Genomic DNA, 14,707 nt, shown 5'->3' with positions numbered 1-14,707 from the left:
TGCCCAGAAGGCCCTGTCTTGACAAACGATCAGTTTTGAATGCAGGCATTAGAAAAACTAGGGTCGAACGAATGCGCCGCAGGACGAAGCTTTCACACCTTCCGCTGAATGCGTTACGAGCCTTTGAGGCGACGGCGCGCAACCTGAGTTTCACCCGTGCCGGCCTTGAACTCCGCGTAACGCAGGCCGCCGTCAGTCAGCAGGTGAAAGCGCTGGAGGACAGGCTTGGCGCCCAGCTGTTTCGCCGGTTACCGCGCGGCGTCGCGCTGACCGACGAAGGACAAGCACTGCTGCCCAGCATCGTCGAGGCTTTCGGGCGGCTAAACGAAGCGGTCAATCGTTTTGAAGACGGTCGCTACCAGGATGTCATCACGATCGGCGTCGTCGGCACCTTCGCGTCGGGATGGCTGCTGCCGCGGCTCGACACTTTCAGGAAGGCGTATCCGCGGATCGACTTGCGTCTATTCGCCAATAATAATCGCGTCGACATAGCGGGCGAAGGCCTCGATTACGCCATCAGGTTTGGCGACGGCCTCTGGCACGGTACGGACGCGGCCCACCTGATGGGGGCGTCGTTTACTCCGTTCTGCGCGCCGGCACTGGCCCGCAGGCTGAGCCGGCCGGCCGATCTCAAACGCGAGGTGCTGCTGCGTTCCTATCGGCAGGACGAATGGTCGCGCTGGTTTGCCGCGGCGGGACTGCTTAGTCCCGTCATCAAGGGAATGGTGTTCGATTCATCGATCACGATCGCAAGCGTTGCAGCGCGCGGTACCGGCGTTGCGTTGTTGCCGGCGGAGATGTTTCGGGACGAGGTCCGTCAGCGGCGGCTGGTACGTCCGTTCAAGACCGAAGTGACACTCGGCGACTACTGGATTACGTCGCTGCATTCGCGGCAACCATCATCTGCGATGCTCTCGTTCAAGAACTGGTTGCTTGAAACGATTGCAGCGAAAGCGGAAGCTCCAGCCCGGAGTACCCGTAGCCGGTAGTCGTGCGCACGCCGCTTGTTGGCCCTGCGGCTGCGCTCGGCGGGCAAGGCGCGCTATAGTGTTCTCTACCGCTTCGTGGCGCGCTCCAGGAACTGCACCAAAGCGGCACGGTCCTGTTCGGAGCCGATGCGCTGCTCGGGCATCTTGGTGCCCGGCGTGTAGGCCGCAGGCCCGATCTCGAACAATTTCGAAACCGTCTCCGGCGTCCAGACGATATCGAGCCGCTTGAGCGCGTCGGAGAAATCATAACCCGGCAAGGTCGCGATGCGCCGGCCGAACAGACCGGCCAGCGTCGGCCCTGCCCGGTTGGCCTGATCGGCGCCGAGCGTGTGGCAGGCTATGCAGGCACGAAAAATATCCGCGCCGCGGTCGCCGGCATACGCGGCCAGCGGGTCTGCGGTGTGTTCAAACAGCAAGGGATCGACGGGTTCTCCGGTCACCGCGTTCCAGCGGCGGATGGTGTTGTCAGCACCGCCGGTAAGCAGCGTTCGACTGTCAGGCAGAAACGCCACCGACCAGACCGGCAGCCCCGGACCTACCAATGTGCGCGCGAGATTGCGCGTCTTGCGATCGATCACCGCGACCGCGCCACCAATGCCGGCGGCTGCGACCCACGCGCCGTCGAGCGAGATCGTCATCGAGATCACGGGCCTCGGGCCGGCTTCAACGTCACCGGCGCGCGCACCGTCGCTGCCCAGAAAATACAGTCTGCCGTCGGCGCCTCCGACCGCGATTTCGCCATCACGGCCGATCGCTACCGCATTCAGCGGGGTCGGCATCGTAATGACTGATGGCGGCGACGTGCCCGCCAGCGGCCAGATGCGAACGCTCTGATCGTAGCTGACGCTGACCAGGGTGCGGCCGTCGGGCGCGAAGGCGACGCCGTTGACGTTCTGGGTATGCCCTTCCAGCACGCGCGGCGCGCCGCCCGCGAGCGGCCACAGGCGCACCGTTTGATCCCACGACACGGAGGCCAATGTTGCGCCGTCAGGCGAAACCGCAAGGGCTGCGATCGGCGCGATGTGGCCTTCCAGCACCGCATCGGGGCGGGTTTTGCCAGCGGTCCAGATCGCAATGCGGCCATCGGCGCCCGCGGTCGCGGCCCGACCATCCCGGAGCAACGCCACCGCATTGACGGCGTCGGCGTGGAAACGGAGCACCTGCTCAGCCGCATTCGATGTCAGCGACCATCGGATCGCGGTTGAATCGAAGCTGCCTGAAATGGCGCTCGCACCGTCAGGTGAAATCGCCAAGGCCCGCACCGGCCCGCCATGGCCGCGCAACTGCGCGTGGGCGGCGCTGGTTCCAAGCGCCGGCAGGACCAGCAAAGCGGTCCAGGTCAGCGCTACGAGGCGGCGGATGGTATGAGCACGAAGCATTCGCGGCGATCGTTTCGTCCGTTCGTGTCGCCGTCAAGGCAGCGAGAGAGGATCAGCGCATGCCCGGTCTGTCGCGGTCGAGGGCCTTGGCCTGGAGCTCGTCGAGATAATCCTGAAAACGCCGCTCGGCGTTGATGCCGAGATCGTGCAGGAACGCCCAGGAGTAGATGCCGGTATTGTGCATGTCGTCGAAGCCGAGCCGCACGGCGTAATTGCCGACGGGATCGACGGAGAGAATGGTCACGTTGCGCTTGCCGCCGACTGTCTTGCGCTGCGCTTCGGAATGCCCCTGCACCTCGGCGGACGGACTGGTCACCCGGAGCAGTTCGGCCGACAGGTTGAAATCGGCACCGTCGTCAAAGCTGACATGAAGGGCGCGGCGGTCCTTCACCAGCCGGATTTCCACCGGCCACGCCGCAGCTGCCTTGGCTTCGTTGGGCGCGTTCAACATCCGATCCAAAAATCAGTTCGGCCCGATCAGATTCTTGCCGGGATCACCGACCCTCGCCCCGCTGGTGGTGTAGGCAACCGAACTCGACTGCTGAATGGTGTCGAGCACGGACGACACACCGAACGCGGCGATCGCCGCAAACGCCAAAGCCGCCAGAAAGCTCTTCATCGTATTTCCCTCGAACTGCCCTGTACTCGCATCGTCATTCGGCCGGCACGGCGTGCGTGCCATCCTTCGACGGCGCGCGGCCCTTGGCCTGCTCCTCCGCGACCCAGAGCGCGTGATGCTCCTTGGCCCAGTTGAGATCGACCTCGCCGGTGCCCATCGCATCGAACGCGCCCTCCATCCCGACCGAACCGATATAGATGTGGGCCAGCATGGCCGCGATGAAAAGCATCGCAACCACGGCATGGATCACGGTCCAGAACTGCAACGCCGTGACATTACCCGGGAGATACGGGAACAGCAGGTACCAGCCCGACACCGACATCAGCACGCCGCCGATGATCACGATCCAGAAAATGCCTTTCTGTCCGGCATTGAATCGTTTGGCCGGCGGATGCTTGCCGTTGGCCAGAATGCCACCGCCCTGTTTCAGCCATTGCCAGTCGAGCTTCCCGGGAATGTTATCCTTGATCCAGATCAGGAACATGATCGCGAGGCCAAGCATGAACGGAAACGCCAGATAGTCGTGCGCGATCTTGGCCCAGCCCGACATGGTCGCAAACGCCTCGGCACCGAACAGCGGCATGACCAGCACCCGCCCGAAGCTGATGTTGAGGCCCGACAGCGCCAGCACGATGAAGCAGCTCGCCGTCAGCCAATGGGTAAAGCGTTCGAAGCTCGCAAAACGAAGGATCTTGGTGCCGGAAAAACCGTGATCGACGCGAATCCGGCCGCGCACCATCAGGAAGATCGCCAGCAGCACGATCATGCCAAGGATGGCGACGCCGCCGATGATCGGCAGCTTGCTGCGCTGGAAATCGCGCCAGTCGCGGCCCGCGGGCTGGATCAGGCTGGAGGCCATGGTATCCGGGATCGATATCCGCCCGGTGATCTTGTCGCCCTCCTTCAGCGCGTTCAGGAGTTTGTCTTCCTGAACCGCTTCGGCAGTCGGCTTGAACGTCAGCTGCGCGGCTGCAGGATGCGCGAACACAAAGAGCAACCCGATGGCAGCGCATAGCGCCCGGATGTGTGAAAGAGAGCTTGGCATAGGCCCGTGACCTTCCCGTTTCTCGTGACATGTGCGCCGCCGCGCGCCGCGCGACGGCCAAGGCATCAGCCGGTCGGTGAATCCGCGTAAGCCGTTTTCCAGCCCCACATGCCCGAACCGTAACCGCGCTTCATCACGCGCTCCTTGTAGATTTCGGCGATGATGGCGCCGTCGCCGGCGAGCAGCGACTTGGTCGAGCACATCTCGGCGCAGATCGGCAGCTTGCCTTCGGCCAGACGATTGGTGCCGTATTTGGCGTATTCGGCCGGGGTGGAGTCCGCTTCCGGGCCGCCCGCGCAATAGGTGCACTTGTCCATCTTGCCGCGCGAGCCGAAATTGCCGACTTTCGGGTATTGCGGCGCGCCGAACGGGCACGCGTAGAAGCAATAGCCGCAGCCGATGCACAGGTCCTTGGAGTGGAGCACCACGCCGTCGGCGGTGGTGTAGAAGCACGACACCGGACAGACCGCGGCGCATGGCGCATCGGTGCAATGCATGCAGGCCATCGACACCGAGCGTTCGCCGGGCTTGCCGTCATTGATGGTGACGACGCGGCGGCGATTGATGCCCCACGGCACTTCATGTTCGTTCTTGCAGGCCGTCACGCAAGCGTTGCATTCAATGCAACGATCGGCATCACAGAGAAATTTGACGCGAGCCATGATCTATTCTCCCCTCACGCCGATTGAATCTGGCACAGGGTCACCTTGCCCTCGTGCATGCCGGTGACCGGATCGTAACCGTAGCTCGTGATCGAGTTCACGCTTTCGCCGAGCACGATCGGATCGGCGCCCTTCGGATATTTGCTGCGCTGGTCGACACCCTGGAACCAGCCGGAGAAGTGGAACGGCATGAAGGCTACGCCCTTGCCGACGCGGTCGGTGACCAGCGCCTTGACGCGAGCCTTCGATGAGTTCTCCGGGCCGTAGACCCAGACCCAACCGCCATCCTTGATGCCGCGTTCCGCAGCATCTGATGTGTTGACCTCGACGAACATGTCCTGCTGCAACTCGGCAAGCCATTTGTTCGACCGGGTTTCCTCGCCGCCGCCTTCATATTCGACCAGACGTCCGGACGTGAGGATGATCGGGAATTGCTTGGCAAGCCCCTTGTCCACCGCGGCCTTCTGAACCGAAAAGCCGAGATTGGCCATCCGGAACTGACGGCCGTCCGGGCGCGTCGGGTATTTGGCGACGAGTTCGGGGCGAGAGGTGTAGATCGGCTCGCGATGAACCGGCACCGGATCCGGCAGATTCCACGCCACCGCGCGGGCCTTGCCGTTGCCATAGGCCATCACGCCGTGTTCAAGCGTGACGCGGATGATGCCGCCCGACAGGTCGACGGCCCAGCCGACACCGTCGGGGTTGTTGCCGCCGATCTTGTTGATCGTCGCCAGTTCGGCCGCGGTGAGATCCTTGTCCCAGCCGAGCTTCTTCAGCACGCCGTAGGTAAACTCCGGATAGCCGTCGGTGAGTTCCGAACCCTTGCTGTAGGAGCCTTCCGACAGCATGTTGACGTTCTTCACCGAACCGTCCGGCTGCTTCTCTTCATAGACGACGCCGAACCGCGCCCGGAACGTGCCGCCGCCGTCCTTGGCGTGCAGGTTGGTGTTGTAGAGCGTATGCGTTCCCGGATGCTTGATCTCCGGCGTGCCCCAGCACGGCCACGGCAGGCCGTAATAGTCGCCGCCGATTTCGGGCTCGTCGGCCTTGGCGCGCAGGGTCACCAGGTCGAACTTGCCCTGGTTCTTCATGTGCGCCTTCAGCCGCTCCGGCGACTGGCCGGAATAGCCGGTCGAGAATCCGCCGCGGTTGATTTCGCGCAGCAGCTCTTCCGGCGATGGACGGTTGTTCTCCACCTTGAGGTTCTTGAACATCGGATCGGCGAAGCCGAGCTTCTTGGAAAGCAGGTAGATGATCTCGTAATCGTCCTTGGATTCGAAGATCGGCTTGACGATCTGCTCGCCCCATTGCAGCGAGCGGTTGGAAGCGGTGCGCGAGCCCGAGGTTTCGAACTGGGTGCAGGCGGGCAATAGATAGGTGCCGTTCTTGCGCTCCGAGATCGCCGCGAACGTGGTCGGATGCGGATCGGCAACCACAAGCAGTTCGAGCTTCTCGAGGCCCTTCACCATCTCGGTCATGCGCGGGATGGTATTGCCGCCATGCCCCATGATGACCACGCCCTTGATGGCATCGCGTTGATCGACATCATCAGGATTGGCCAGCGTCGCATCGAACCAGCGGGTCCACGGGATGCCCGGCAGTTCCATGTTCTGCTTGCGGGTGCGGGCCGGACGGCCCGCCTTGGCCGGCACTTCGTCGAAGCGCGCCTGCAGATAATCGTATTCGACCTCCCAGACCCGCGCCCAGTGCTTCCAGGCGCCCTCGACCAGGCCGTAATAGAGCGGCAGCGTCACGATATCGAGGCCGATATCGGTGGCGCCCTGCACGTTGCAGTGGCCGCGGAAGATGTTGGCGCCGCCGCCGAAGGTGCCGACATTGCCGGTCGCCAGCAGCAGGTTGCAATAAGCCCGGACGTTGGCGGTGCCGACGGTGTGCTGGGTGCCGCCCATGCACCAGACAAAGGCCGACGGCTTTTGCTTCGCAAAGGTCTCGGCGACTTTCTTGACCTGATCGCCGGGTATGCCGGTGACGCGCTCGACCTCTTCCGGCGTCCACTTGGCGACTTCCGCGCGGATCTGCTCCATGCCGTAGACGCGCTGCTTGATGTATTCCTTGTCTTCCCAGCCATTGGCGAAGATGTGGTGCAGCATGCCCCAGATGACAGCGATGTCGGTGCCGCTGCGGAAGCGCACATATTCGGTGGCGTGGGCTGCGGTCCGGGTAAAGCGCGGATCGAGCACGAAGACGTTGGCGCGGTTGATCTCCTTGCCGGTCAGGATGTGCTGCAGCGACACCGGATGAGCTTCGGCGGCATTCGAGCCCATGAAGACGATGGTCTTCGAGTTGCGCATGTCGTTGTAGGAATTGGTCATCGCGCCGTAGCCCCAGGTATTGGCGACGCCGGCGACGGTGGTTGAATGGCAGATGCGGGCCTGATGGTCGATGGAGTTGGTGCCCCAGAACGCCGCGAATTTGCGGAACAGATAGCCGCCTTCATTGGAGAATTTCGCGGAGCCGAGCAGATAGACGGAATCGGCGCCGGACTTGGCGCGGATTTCCATCATCTTGTCGCCGATCTCGTTGATGGCGACGTCCCACGATATTTTCTGCCACTCGCCGTTGACGAGCTTCATCGGGTATTTCAGGCGGCGATCGCCGTGCACGAGTTCGCGCACTGAGGCACCCTTGGCGCAATGCGAGCCGCGGTTGATCGGGCTGTCCCAGGCCGGCTCCTGGCCGACCCAGACGCCGTTCTGCACTTCGGCGATCACGGTGCAGCCGACCGAACAATGCGTGCAGATGTTCTTTCTGATTTCCGTCGGCTTGCCCACGATCTTTGGACCGGCCTCTGCCTTGCGCACCGAACCGAGCGGCATCAAGCCGAGCGCGGCGCCGGCGCCTGCAGCCAGACCGGACCGGCGCAGGAACGTGCGGCGGTCGAGAACCCCCGAAGCCAGGCCGGCGGCGACACCCTGCAAACGCGCCTTGCCTGCGGATCCGTCTTTTCGCTTCATCAACATGTGCGTGGTCCCATCAATAGCGGTTGACGCGGTAGAAATTCTTGACGTGATCGGTTTCCTTGTAGCGGGCCTTGACGCGCTCGCCCTGCGCCTCGTCCGCGACCGCCTCGCCGCCCGCCAGCGGCACCACGGCCGCTGCAGCGACTGCCGATCCGCCCATCATGAACAAGCGGCGACGATCGAGCCCCTTGGCATCGAGCAGCTTGTCGGCCGGCGCCTTGTCGGATGGTTTGCTCATCGCGGTCTCCTCCACTTCGAACGTTCGATTGCCTTTGCGCGTCATTCGGACAGCGTGAAGGCCTCGGCTTCCAGTTCCATAAACACGCGGCCGACACGGCCGACGGCACGGTAGAATTTGGCGGTCCCGGACATCTCCAGATCGACGAACATCCGCGCCGCCCACGGCTTGAGATGCCGGTCGAAGAAGCGCGCCTGTTCGGAGAACTCCGCCTCGAAGTCGCCGCGCGCCAGGCCTGCCATCACCTCAAGCAGAATCGCGATGTGGTCTTCCGGCTCGCGCGAGGGGCCGGCACGCTCGATGCCGAGCAGGTCCAGGTCTTCGCGGACGCGCGCCAGCGGGCGCTCGTGCAGGAAGCCGGTCAGGTAATAGGAGGCATAGGGCAGCAGTTCGCCGCGCCCGAGCCCGATGAACAGGTCGAAGAATTCCTTGCTGGCGGCGCGGTCGTCCACAGCTGACGCGGCCACGGCGAGTTCGACATGCGCCATGCCGAGATCGGAGGCGTCGCCCTTCAATTGCGCGACCCGCGCCAGCGTGCCGACGTCCGGCGCCTTGCCCAGCAGCAGCGACAGCAAGCCGTATTCCGCGGCGCGCAGCTGATCGATCTCGTCGATTTCCGGTTTCGCTGACACGTTGGATAATCCGTTGACGGACACTTGGGCCTCGGATGATCCGTAGAGATCGGGGCGAAGCACGGAACGCTCGACGCGCGTCAAGGCCTCGACCGCGAGAACCCGCTCAGCGGGAATCCGCGACCATGATGAAACCGAAGGCTGCGCAATGCCGATCGCTCGCGCTAACGATGCGACGCCACCCGCTGCCCTGATTGCCTGTTCCAGTCCGGCGTCACGCATGGTGAACCCGACTTCTCCCCAGCCTCACGCCCAGTGTCCCGTGTCCCGTGTCCCGTGTCCCGTGTCGAGTGCCTCTTAATCGGGCATACAATTTAGAACTGGAATTATTCCAGTCCTAAATTTGTATCATAGGCTTGGCCTATGTCTCGAAAACTTTTGTCTAAACAACAGGTTTTGCCGAGCCATGGCGTCGCACCGGCTGTTGCGGTGCAACAGAACCGGAGGCCACGGAGACCGGTTCCTGCACTGGTTCGAGGCCGACTGGCTCGTCGGCGCTCGAATGATTCGGCTCCGCGGGCTCCGGCTGACCGCTCAATCTCAGCGGTTGATCTGGCAGATCAGGCTTTGGCTGGCCGGAAGATTCAGTTTCCTTGGCAATCTCCGCCGGGGCCTCGGCGGCAGCCGGCGGCGGCTCGACGGGCGCTTTGCCGGTGCCCATGATCTGGGTGACCATCCGGGCGATATCGATGCCCGCGCCGAGTTCGCTGTTGCCCGGCACGCCGCCTGGCGTGTTCCAGTCATAGGCGTATTCGAGCGCGGGATTGACGTAGTTGCGGATCGCGGGATCCAGCGCCCAGGATTTTCTCAAAGCCGCATTGCGCAGATGTTCGGGAACGCCCTTGCGCAGAAACGCGGTGATATCGGTTTCCGCCGTCAGTTCATCGAGCGATGGCAGGCTGGAGAGATCGAACTCTTCGGGAGCCGCCTCGGCCTCGGTCGCCGGAGCAGCAGCGACTTCGGCATCGGCAACCGGCGTTTCGCGCTCGGGCTGCTTTATCTCTTCCTTGGCCTCCTGCTTGCGCTGCGACCATCGCGCCAAAAAGCCCTTGTCGTCGCCCTGGTCCGGAGCACTCATGCGCGCCCTGTCCCTTCGTCCGGCCCGCGATTTGAACCACGATTCTCCGGCCCGCGCGGGCGGTCGCCGCCGGCCCGATCGCGCTTGCGTTTGTGGAACACCCGCTCGACATGAAACTCATCGACAAAGGCGGCGATCCAGGCCGCGATCTCCGCAGGCATCGGAACCGTGCCGATGACGTCGCAACCGCTTTCGAAGATCGCCTCCCCTTCGGTCGGATCGGCCGTCACCTTGGTCAGTTCGAGTTCGGATCCGCCGGCCTGTCGCCGCAGCGCGATCCAGATGCGCGGTTCGCCGTCGGCGAGATTGTCGCGGTAATTGGCGGTGTCGGAACTGAACAGGTCGATGCTGGCGGCGCCCGCGTAATACATCGTCGCATCCGGTTCAGTGGACAGCACGGTCCATGGCGCGGTTGCCGGCACCTCGTCGAGCACCATCGCCGGCGACCACATATGATCGATCCATGGATTATCGACGGCGCGGCGCCGCACCACCACACCCACTTCGCGGGATGCGGTCATCGCCATGCGCGATCCTCCGTGCACCAGCCGATCATGCCACATTCGCCTTTGGCGCAAGCGGCAGCCCGGCGACCAGATTTTGCGGCTTCAGCCGGACGACCTTGTCCGCCCCCATCGCCAGGATGAGGTAAACCGGTTTGCTGCCGACGCGTTCATCCACCAGCCGCGTATCCGCAATGGTCAGGCGCATCAGCGCGACGATGCGCTCGGCGGCATTGGCGTCCACCGACGTGCCGTTCCACAGCGCATTGCCGATTTTAGTGCCTTCGCTGTCGAGACCGACAAACCAGCGCCAGTCGCGGTCTTCGATCGAAGGAACCGTCTCGACGCTGACGGCAACGCCGAGCAGATGGGCGATCCATCGCTCGATCACCCGGCAAAGCCCGGCGCGCGCCCTCGGATTGCCGCCGATGTTCATGACCATCGCATGCGCATCCGAACGCGACCAATATGTCCAGGCGTTCTCGTCGTCCATCACATCCATCTCGCCGAACGCCTTTGGCGGCGCCAGCATCGCCGTGAGCGGCGACGCATGCAGGTCATGTTCTGCCTGTTGCTGCGCCTCGACGATTTCGGCGTCCGCAAGCAACAGCGTGCCCTCATGAAACGCCGCCTGCTGGCTGCGATAGAACAGTTCGGCCGCGCGCAGCATGTAGGGATCGTCGCAGCCTTCGAGCGCGTTGCGCAGGATCAGATGGCAGAGCTGCGAGACAAAAATCGGCGGCAGGTCGCCGGCGCCATTGCGGGCCAGGTTGATATAGACCGCCTCGAGTGACGGAGCCGCGACCAGCCGGTCGCGAAAATTCATCATAAAGGTCCAGTTCTCGCGCGCATCGGGATCGGCGAGCGCGGCGATATCGGCTTTCGAAACCGAACGGAGCGGATCGGCCAACAGGCCCGCGTGCAGGTTCCGCTCGGCTTCGCAGGCGTCCTCCGGCGGCATCAATTCCGGCCGCGCCAGATAGGCCATGATCAGTTCAGGCGTCGCGATCAACCCGCCGTGATCGGCGCGCCGCGTCAGATGATGGCCGGACGCTACCCAGAATTCTCTCATTTGCGATTTCCGGTTTTCTGTTCAGTTCCCATCAATCCCAGCAGATCGACCTCCTCGGCGGGTTCATCGTCGCCTTCCACCTCATGAAAAGTAAAGGCACGGGCATGCGCGTGCAACCGGTCGGCATCGCCTGTGGCTTCGCGCGGCTTGAGGGTGCGAAAGCGCTCGCGGATTTCACCATCCTCGATGCTGCGTTGCACGGCGAGCAAGGTCTGCGCCGGGTGATCGCACAGCGAAGCCGCAAACGCGACCTCTTCTTCGGCGGCGCCGCGCGCGACTTTCAGATCCGGCGCGCCGAACTTCTCCAGCAATTGCGCCGCAAGCCGATCGACCACGGCTTGCCGCTCCGCTTCCGTCGCCTCGGTCACGATCGCCAGCGTCGACCATCCCAGACTTTCGATCCCGAGAAATCCGGAGCGCAGCGCCACGCGCTGCTTCTGGGCGAGATCAGCCGGATCCTGGTTCCAGAACACGAACGCGCCGGAAACCGCCCATTCCCCGGGTTCCGCAGCACGCTCGAATACGAACGTATCCGATGGGTCGAGCCTGATGGTTCGCGGCAGCTTCAGCATGTCAGCCTCATCCGAACTTCGGACCGCGCAATTGCGGATCATACCAGTCCGCTTTCGCCAGCGCATCCACGAGGCTGGATCGATCGGGCGACCCACTGGCGGCCGGCAGTTTGACCAGCAGATCGCCATTGACGTCGATGGCCCTGATCTCGCCGGCTTTGCGCCTCGGAAGCCGCTCCAGATAATCCCTGGCGATGGCGTCAAAACCGCGCTCGTTCCAGCGGTCGAACGCGGTCATCAGATGGCGGGCGAAGCTGCCGATGATCGCGTCGGCATCGACCATCTCAAAGCCTGCGCCCAGCATCGAAACGCCGGCCGCGGCCTGCACCTCGTCGAGATGCACCATGTCGGCGGCGCGCAGGATCACGCCGAAAACCAGCCAGTTTGGCACGTCGGTTTCCGCGCAATCGGCGGGCCAGCCGAGCCGCGCGCCGCCCAGCAATCCCGCGTCGAACCGGATTGCATCGGGCCAGTCGAAGCTTACATCCCGTTCGGGCGGGCAATGCGCCGCGATGGCGTCCGCCAGCGCGTTCATGCCGGCGAACAACGCCCGGCGCGCCGATTTCAAGGGTTCGTCGGGTTCGAGTACCACGGCGAATTCGACCAGGTCGTAGCGCCGCACCCAGACCAGTGTTCCGGCGCCCGCTTCGGCCGCGATTTCGCATCCATGGGCAAAGGCGTCGCCGAGTTCGCGTAACGCGACCAAAGTATAACCGGGGGGCAGATCGGGTGCCTGATCCACTTCCCCGCGCCGCGACATCATCGAAAAGCTCATCCTGCGTTGCTGTGCTAAATTGCTTTGCAATCCGCCGGTGTATGCTATCCCCCTTGGGCTCGCAACACGAGCGGAACCAGAAAACGAACCGTGCGATGCGCGCCGGTTCAGGAAGTTAACGATGGCTACCGTGGCGTCTCATCTTCTGATTTGCAGTTGCGAGAAGACCATGCCGCTCGACGTGCCGGCGATCAACCGTGGCTGCGCCGGGAAGATCACGCAAGCCAACCAGCTCTGCGGCCTCGAACTCGAACGGTTCAAGCAAGCGCTTGCCGACGGCGCCCCGATCACGGTGGCCTGCACGCAGGAAGCGCCGCTGTTCCGCGAAGTCGCCGAGGATTTCCCGCAAGCACAACTCACCTTTGCCAACATCCGCGAAGCCGGCGGCTGGTCGAATGATGCGGCGGCGGCCGGTCCGAAAGCTGCGGCGCTGATTGCGGCCGCGCAGGAAGAAATGCCGCCGATCTCAATGGTGACGCTGGAGAGCAGCGGCGTCGCGCTGATCTATGGCCGCGACGAAGTCGCCATCGACGCCGCGCAGCGCCTCGCCGACCGTCTCGACATCACCGTGCTTCTGTCAAAACCCGGCGACGTCACCCCGCGCCGGAGCAACGAGTTTCCGGTTCTCAAGGGCACGATCCGCAATGCGCGCGGTCATCTCGGCGCATTTGAGCTCGGGATCGACGATTACGCGCTGCCGCTGCCATCTTCGCGCGCCAAGCTCGTATTCGGCCCGGCACGCAATGGCGCGACGTCGACCTGCGATTTGATCCTCGACCTCAGCGGCGGCACGCCGCTGTTTCCCGCGCATGACCTGCGTCCGGGATATCTGCGCGCCGATCCGCGCGACCGCGCCGCCGTCGAGCGCGCGATTGCGGATGCGGGCAATCTGGTCGGCACCTTCGACAAGCCGCGCTTCATTCAGTTCGAGGAAGCGCTGTGCGCGCATTCGCGCTCGGGCATTACCGGATGCACCCGCTGCCTCGATCTCTGCCCGACCGGAGCGATTACGCCGAACGGAAAGGCGGTCGCGATCGACGCCAATGTGTGCGCCGGCTGCGGCGCCTGCGCCTCGGTGTGTCCGACCGGTGCGGCTTCATATGCACTGCCCAGTGCAGATGCGCTGATGCGGCGATTGCGCACGCTGTTGCAGACCTATCGCAAGGCCGGCGGCAGCAACGCGATCGTGCTGTTCCACGACGGCGAGCATGGCGACGCGCTGATCGACGCGTTGGCAAGGTTCGGCGCCGGACTGCCGGCCCATGTGCTGCCGCTGCGCGTCAATGAAGTGACGCAGCTCGGACCGGAGAGTATCGCCGCGGTGTTCGCCTATGGCGGCTGCGGTGTCGCGATCCTGACGCGCGGCAAACCCAGGCATGATATTGCCGGACTGCACCGGACCGCCGGAACATCCGACACCGTGGTTGCCGCACTCGGCTTCGGCGCGGGCCTCGTGCGTATCCTCGAGACCGACGACCCGGACCAGCTGCGCGCGATGCTCGATGCGGCGCCAGGCGGCGTTGCGACGCCAAAGCCGGCCGGCTTCGTGCCGCGCGGCGCCAAGCGCGGCGTGCTCGAAACGACGTTTCGCGAACTTCACCTCGCGGCACCCGCGCCGGTGGATAGCGTCCCGCTTGCGCCGGGCGCGCCGTTCGGCGGCGTCAATCTCAATGTCGAAGGTTGCACGCTCTGTCACGCCTGCGTCACCGCCTGCCCGACCGGCGCGCTGTCGGACAACCCCGACCGCGCCATGCTGCGCTTCACCGAGAGCCTGTGCGTGCAGTGCGGGCTTTGCGAAGCGACCTGCCCCGAAAAAGTCATCACGCTCGAGCCGCGGCTGGATTTTGCGGCATGGAACGCGCCGCTGCGCGTTCTGAAGGAAGAAGAACCCTTCAACTGCATCGCCTGCGGCAAACCGTTCGGGACCAAAAGTTCGATAGAACGCGTACTGGCAAAACTCGGCGAGAAGCACTGGATGTTCCAGGGCGCCAACGCCAAGCGGATCGATGTCATCAAGATGTGCGCGGATTGCCGCGTCGAAGCCGTGGTCAATGAGGGTTTTGACCCGCACGGGGCGCCGCAACGGCCGCCGGTGATGTCGACGGAAGACTATTTGCGCGCGCGCGATGGCAAGAAGGGCGATCCCGTTGGATCGTAAGGAG

Annotated in this window: 15 protein-coding genes; 2 read left to right on the top strand and 13 right to left on the bottom strand. The window is 63.9% G+C overall.

Going from position 1 to position 14,707, the window contains the following annotated elements; translation table 11 throughout:
* Positions 1–71 precede the first annotated feature (71 nt).
* Entirely contained in the window at positions 72–989 is a 918-nt protein-coding gene (locus tag JQ558_RS02905) for a LysR family transcriptional regulator (protein WP_212292776.1), read from the top strand.
* Between the two features lie 65 nt (positions 990–1,054).
* Here JQ558_RS02905 and JQ558_RS02900 read toward each other — a convergent pair whose 3' ends face one another.
* The 13 genes from JQ558_RS02900 to JQ558_RS02840 all read right to left on the bottom strand — a co-directional run bounded on the left by JQ558_RS02900 (position 1,055) and on the right by JQ558_RS02840 (position 12,545).
* Positions 1,055–2,368, bottom strand: a complete 1,314-nt coding sequence (locus JQ558_RS02900) for a c-type cytochrome (RefSeq protein WP_212292775.1) — start codon at positions 2,366–2,368, stop codon at positions 1,055–1,057.
* Positions 2,369–2,420: 52 nt separating this feature from the next.
* Positions 2,421–2,816 carry a gamma-butyrobetaine hydroxylase-like domain-containing protein gene (locus JQ558_RS02895; RefSeq protein WP_249128508.1) on the bottom strand — a complete coding sequence of 132 codons (396 nt, stop codon included), beginning with the start codon at positions 2,814–2,816 and terminating at the stop codon, positions 2,421–2,423.
* Positions 2,817–2,831: 15 nt separating this feature from the next.
* Entirely contained in the window at positions 2,832–2,987 is a 156-nt protein-coding gene (locus JQ558_RS02890) for a hypothetical protein (RefSeq protein WP_212205707.1), read from the bottom strand.
* Positions 2,988–3,021: 34 nt separating this feature from the next.
* Positions 3,022–4,032, bottom strand: a complete 1,011-nt coding sequence (locus tag JQ558_RS02885; protein WP_212205705.1) for a formate dehydrogenase subunit gamma — start codon at positions 4,030–4,032, stop codon at positions 3,022–3,024.
* 65 nt (positions 4,033–4,097) lie between these two features.
* Positions 4,098–4,694: a formate dehydrogenase FDH3 subunit beta gene (gene fdh3B / locus JQ558_RS02880; RefSeq protein WP_212205702.1), complete on the bottom strand. Its 597-nt coding sequence runs from the start codon at positions 4,692–4,694 to the stop codon at positions 4,098–4,100.
* 14 nt (positions 4,695–4,708) lie between these two features.
* Complete coding sequence (locus JQ558_RS02875; RefSeq protein WP_212292774.1) at positions 4,709–7,675, bottom strand: formate dehydrogenase subunit alpha; 2,967 nt, start codon at positions 7,673–7,675, stop codon at positions 4,709–4,711.
* A gap of 13 nt (positions 7,676–7,688) precedes the next feature.
* Positions 7,689–7,913: a hypothetical protein gene (locus tag JQ558_RS02870; RefSeq protein ID WP_212205698.1), complete on the bottom strand. Its 225-nt coding sequence runs from the start codon at positions 7,911–7,913 to the stop codon at positions 7,689–7,691.
* Positions 7,914–7,954: 41 nt separating this feature from the next.
* On the bottom strand, positions 7,955–8,767 hold the full coding sequence (locus JQ558_RS02865; RefSeq protein ID WP_212276115.1) for a Cro/CI family transcriptional regulator: 813 nt from the start codon (positions 8,765–8,767) through the stop codon (positions 7,955–7,957).
* Between the two features lie 160 nt (positions 8,768–8,927).
* The gene (locus JQ558_RS02860) at positions 8,928–9,623 is read right to left on the bottom strand and encodes a DUF3306 domain-containing protein (RefSeq protein WP_212292773.1); all 696 of its coding nucleotides are present in this window, start codon (positions 9,621–9,623) and stop codon (positions 8,928–8,930) included.
* Complete coding sequence (locus tag JQ558_RS02855; RefSeq protein ID WP_409410481.1) at positions 9,620–10,150, bottom strand: DUF3305 domain-containing protein; 531 nt, start codon at positions 10,148–10,150, stop codon at positions 9,620–9,622. The genes JQ558_RS02860 and JQ558_RS02855 overlap by 4 nt, the downstream gene beginning before the upstream one ends.
* A 25-nt stretch (positions 10,151–10,175) precedes the next feature.
* Complete coding sequence (locus tag JQ558_RS02850) at positions 10,176–11,198, bottom strand: DUF6352 family protein (RefSeq protein WP_212276117.1); 1,023 nt, start codon at positions 11,196–11,198, stop codon at positions 10,176–10,178.
* Positions 11,195–11,770: a DUF6505 family protein gene (locus tag JQ558_RS02845; RefSeq protein ID WP_212292772.1), complete on the bottom strand. Its 576-nt coding sequence runs from the start codon at positions 11,768–11,770 to the stop codon at positions 11,195–11,197. Before JQ558_RS02845 ends, JQ558_RS02850 begins: the two co-directional genes overlap by 4 nt.
* Positions 11,771–11,777: 7 nt before the next feature.
* Positions 11,778–12,545, bottom strand: coding sequence for a biotin/lipoate--protein ligase family protein (locus JQ558_RS02840; RefSeq protein WP_249142287.1), 768 nt, complete (start codon positions 12,543–12,545; stop codon positions 11,778–11,780).
* A 121-nt stretch (positions 12,546–12,666) separates the two neighbouring features.
* Between JQ558_RS02840 and JQ558_RS02835 the strand changes: the two genes are divergently transcribed.
* Positions 12,667–14,703: a 4Fe-4S binding protein gene (locus JQ558_RS02835; protein ID WP_212292771.1), complete on the top strand. Its 2,037-nt coding sequence runs from the start codon at positions 12,667–12,669 to the stop codon at positions 14,701–14,703.
* The last annotated feature ends 4 nt before the right edge of the window (positions 14,704–14,707 follow it).

Source organism: Bradyrhizobium sp. AUGA SZCCT0160, assembly GCF_018130105.1.
Lineage (GTDB): Bacteria > Pseudomonadota > Alphaproteobacteria > Rhizobiales > Xanthobacteraceae > Bradyrhizobium.
Note: the sequence above shows the minus strand (reverse complement) of the source record. Positions and strands in the feature narration are given on the sequence as shown.